The organism is Frisingicoccus sp., assembly GCA_016298055.1.
Lineage (GTDB): Bacteria > Bacillota > Clostridia > Lachnospirales > Lachnospiraceae > Frisingicoccus.
In genome coordinates this window covers 1-3,728 of the sequence record JAEDDO010000169.1, presented here as the reverse complement: position 1 = coordinate 3,728, position 3,728 = coordinate 1, and the positions used below count along the sequence as shown (strand labels likewise).

The 3,728-nt window shown below is 44.3% G+C and carries 3 protein-coding genes; all 3 read left to right on the top strand.

The window, feature by feature from the left end; all coding sequences use genetic code 11:
* A partial coding sequence (alaS, locus tag QZZ35_RS09900; protein ID WP_291237252.1) for an alanine--tRNA ligase occupies positions 1-2,007 on the top strand: 2,007 nt, incomplete at its 5' end.
* 28 nt (positions 2,008-2,035) lie between these two features.
* Positions 2,036-3,367: a CapA family protein gene (locus tag QZZ35_RS09895; RefSeq protein ID WP_291237251.1), complete on the top strand. Its 1,332-nt coding sequence runs from the start codon at positions 2,036-2,038 to the stop codon at positions 3,365-3,367.
* A gap of 114 nt (positions 3,368-3,481) precedes the next feature.
* Positions 3,482-3,658, top strand: coding sequence for a 30S ribosomal protein S21 (rpsU, locus tag QZZ35_RS09890; protein ID WP_008400815.1), 177 nt, complete (start codon positions 3,482-3,484; stop codon positions 3,656-3,658).
* The last annotated feature ends 70 nt before the right edge of the window (positions 3,659-3,728 follow it).

Sequence of the window (3,728 nt, the reverse complement as noted above, 5' to 3'; positions counted from 1 at the left end):
CATGGCAATTATACAACACTTGAACATAAAAATATTGATACAGGTATGGGTCTTGAACGTCTTGCATCCGTTGTTCAGGACGTGGATTCCATCTTTGATGTAGACACACTGAAAGCACTTCGTGAAGAGGTATGCCGCCTTGCAAACTGTACTTACAAAACAGACAGCAACAAAGACGTTTCCATCCGTCTGATCACAGACCATATTCGTTCCGTAACATTTATGGTATCTGATGGTATCATGCCGTCCAACGAAGGCCGCGGATATGTACTTCGTCGACTTCTTCGCCGTGCAGCCCGCCATGGACGTCTCCTCGGCATTGAAGGCAACTTCCTGTCCGGACTCAGCAAGAAAGTTATCGAAGTATCCAAAGACGGTTATCCGGAACTGGAAGAACGTCAGGAATTTATCACTCGCGTTATCACAGAAGAAGAAGAGAAGTTCAACAAAACCATCGATCAGGGTCTTACGATCCTTGCCGATATGAAAAACGCACTTATTGCAGAAGGCAAAAAAGTTCTCTCCGGACCGGACGCTTTCAAATTATATGATACTTACGGATTCCCTATGGATCTGACAGAAGAGATTCTCGAGGAAGACGGCATCACAATTGATGAAGAAGGCTTCCAGGCCGCTATGACAGAACAGAAAGAAAAAGCAAGAAGTGCCCGCAAGACAACCAACTATATGGGTGCAGATGTCACTGTTTATCAGTCCATCGACGCAGCGATCACATCCGAATTTGTCGGTTATGACAAGCTTACCTGTGAATCTCCGATCACAGTCCTCACAACAGAATCGGAGGTTGTTGAAGCACTCGTTGACGGACAGAACGGTACGATCTTTACAGAACAGACACCATTCTACGCAACAAGCGGCGGTCAGGAAGGCGATCAGGGTATCATCACTCTCGGAAACAGCGTATTTGAAGTAAAAGATACAATCAAACTTCAGGGCGGAAAGATCGGTCATGTAGGTGTTGTCACATCCGGAATGTTTAAAAAAGGAGATAAGGTTACCCTTTCTGTCAACGAATCCAGACGTACAGCTGCCTGCAAGAACCACAGTGCAACCCATCTGCTTCAGAAAGCATTAAAGATCGTTCTCGGAAACCACGTTGAACAGGCCGGTTCCAGCAATAACGACAAGCATCTTCGTTTCGACTTTACACATTTCTCCGCAATGTCCGCAGAAGAATTAAAGAAAGTTGAAGATATTGTCAATGCAGAAATTGCTGCCGCACTTCCTGTTCAGACCGATGTGATGAGCATTGAAGACGCAAAGAAAACAGGTGCTATGGCCTTATTCGGAGAGAAATACGGCGAAAATGTACGTGTTGTATCCATGGGTGATTTCTCAAAAGAACTCTGCGGCGGTACACATGTTGCCAACACAGCAAACATTGCTCTCTTCAAGATCGTATCTGAGGCCGGAGTAGCTGCAGGCGTACGCCGAATTGAAGCTCTGACAGGTCAGGGTGTTATCGAATACTACAACAAACTGGAACAGTCTCTCAATGAGGCTGCTGCCGCTGCAAAATGTGAGCCGGCTCAGCTTGTAAAACGTATCGGAACGCTTCAGGAAGAGATCAAAGAACTTCACCGTGAAAATGATAAATTAAAGAACCAGATGGCAAAAGACGCCATGGGCGATGTTATGGATCAGGTAACCGAAGTTTCCGGAGTGAAGCTTCTCGCTGTCAAACTGGACAATGTAGATATGAACGAACTGAGAAATCTGGGTGACCAGTTAAAAGAAAAACTCGGTGACGGTGTTATCGTTCTTGCATCCGCTTCCGAAGGCAAAGTCAGCCTGATCACAATGGCTACAGAAGGTGCCATCGCTAAAGGTGCCCATGCCGGAAATATTATCAAAGCCATCGCTAAACATGTCGGCGGCGGCGGCGGCGGACGTCCGAACATGGCTCAGGCCGGCGGCAAGAACCCGAACGGCATCGATGCAGCCCTTGCCGAAGCAAAAAATGTACTTGGATCTCAGATCAACTGATCCGGTCTAAGCAAAACGGAGAAATAATATGAAAGATGTAAAACGACTTGTCTATGTCATCGTCTGTGCCGTTTTCTTTATCGGACTTTATATTCTTTCAGATTTTTATGCCGGTGAAGCTGTAGGCAAATATGCTTCCGAGATTACAAGCGGCGGAAGCCCTTTAAATTCAAATAAAAAGCTGACAATGGACGATCTTTCCATTGAAAATCAGATTGCCGAACAACAGATAACTTCCGGTTCAAAAGAAATATGTTTATCCTTTGTCGGTGACATCACATTTGAATCGGATCAGTTAGACCGGTATTATGATTCGGACAGCCAGAGCTTTGATTTTACAAACAGTTTCAAGTATATTCAGTCCTATTTAAAATCATCGGATATTGTTTCCGGAAATCTTGAAGCTGTCATGGCCGGCCCGGACGAAAACTACGAAAATGTTTTTGACCAGTACGGAACCGCCGATTTCCTTTACAATGCCCCGGAAATCGGTGCAAAAAATATATCTGAAGCAGGGGTATCTCTGCTTCAGACAGCAAACAGCCATTCCGCGGATTTTGGAATCGACGGAATCAAATCGACGCTCCGGTATCTGAGCGAAGCAGGCATCAAGACAGTTGGCACAAAAAATTCCACCTCGGACAGAGGATATACGATGATTTCCGTAAAAGGTGTCAAAATTGCCTATGTGGCATACACAAATGAACTGAACGGTTCTCTTGATGACTCGGAAACCTATGCTGTCAATACGCTGGACGGTTATGATTCTGAAAAAATTGAACAAATGATCGCAGATATTCAGGCCGCACGCCAGGAAGGCGCCGACTTTGTGACTGCTATGGTTTATGCAGGAGACGCATACAATACAGAACCGGATGATGATCAGAAAGCCCTTTTTGACGCTCTTTTTGATGCAGGTGCGGATATCGTCGTCGGAACCGGACCTTACGGCCTTCAGCCTGTTGAGATCCGTGATCTGACAGACAGTGACGGTACTTCCCGAAAAGGTGTTGCCATCTATTCTTTAGGCACATTTTTAGGAAGCGAAGTCTACGACTGGTCTTTGGTCAATAACGATGTCTCCGCTGTTTTTGACGTCATTATTTCCAAAGAGGGCAGTGAAAAACCGACGATCACAGGAATTCGTCTGACTCCGACATGTATTACCTATACAGAGACGGATATATTTGTTTTACCTGCAGCACAGGCAAAAAACAATCCTTCGGATTTTGAGAGCATTGTAGATGATACAGCCAACGAACGTATTCTTTCCGCCTGTGATACAATCATCCCGGGATTACTGGAAAATACCGAGCTGACCGGATCCTATTCCGGAAATACATATGTGATAAATTTTTAAAATTTATGTTGACGAATCTGGAATATATGCTATACTATTAGCAGTGCTATGTGAAAAATATACCCACAGTTGTATAGGCACAATACGCAACTGGAGGGAGGTAAGGTGTGAGCTATGTCAAACGTAATCGTTAAAGAAAACGAAACATTGGACAGTGCTTTACGCAGATTCAAAAGAAACTGTGCAAAGGCTGGTATTCAGCAGGAAATTCGTAAGAGAGAGCATTACGAAAAACCAAGTGTTAGACGTAAGAAAAAGTCAGAAGCTGCTAGAAAGCGCAAATATAAATAATCTTCGGATACCTGGATATAAAAAGCTATAACGTATGTTATAGCTTTTTTGATTGTATTGGAAAGTTTAT

Coding starts and splice junctions, on each gene's coding strand:
- QZZ35_RS09895 (WP_291237251.1), top strand. CDS start 2,036: ATGAAAGATGTAAAACGACTTGTCTATGTCATCGTCTGTGCCGTTTTC.
- rpsU (WP_008400815.1), top strand. CDS start 3,482: ATGTCAAACGTAATCGTTAAAGAAAACGAAACATTGGACAGTGCTTTA.